At 42.5% G+C, this 259-nt stretch carries 1 tRNA gene; it reads right to left on the bottom strand.

The window, feature by feature from the left end:
* Positions 1-97: 97 nt before the first annotated feature.
* A tRNA-Ala gene (locus KQI94_RS16425) sits at positions 98-170 on the bottom strand.
* Between the last annotated feature and the right edge of the window lie 89 nt (positions 171-259).

The following is a 259-nucleotide window of genomic DNA, read 5'->3' as shown; positions in this document are numbered from 1 at the left end:
AAAAAACTCATTCAACGCGGTGTTCTCGGTTTGTTTTGATTCTTTTTACTTCAATATCCAGTTTTCAATGAACGAATCTGATAGCAAAAGCTATCAATGGAGCCTAGCGGGATCGAACCGCTGACCTCCTGCGTGCAAAGCAGGCGCTCTCCCAGCTGAGCTAAGGCCCCGAATTTATTTGATTGAGAGTAGACCTCTCAAAACTGAACAAAGTAAAGACGAAATGTGTATTTCCGTAATATTCCTTAGAAAGGAGGTG

This window comes from Enterococcus sp. S183_ASV_20, from assembly GCF_018919685.1.
Lineage (GTDB): Bacteria > Bacillota > Bacilli > Lactobacillales > Enterococcaceae > Enterococcus > Enterococcus faecalis.
The sequence above is the reverse complement of the archived record's forward strand: the minus strand, read 5'-3'. Positions and strand labels throughout refer to the sequence as shown.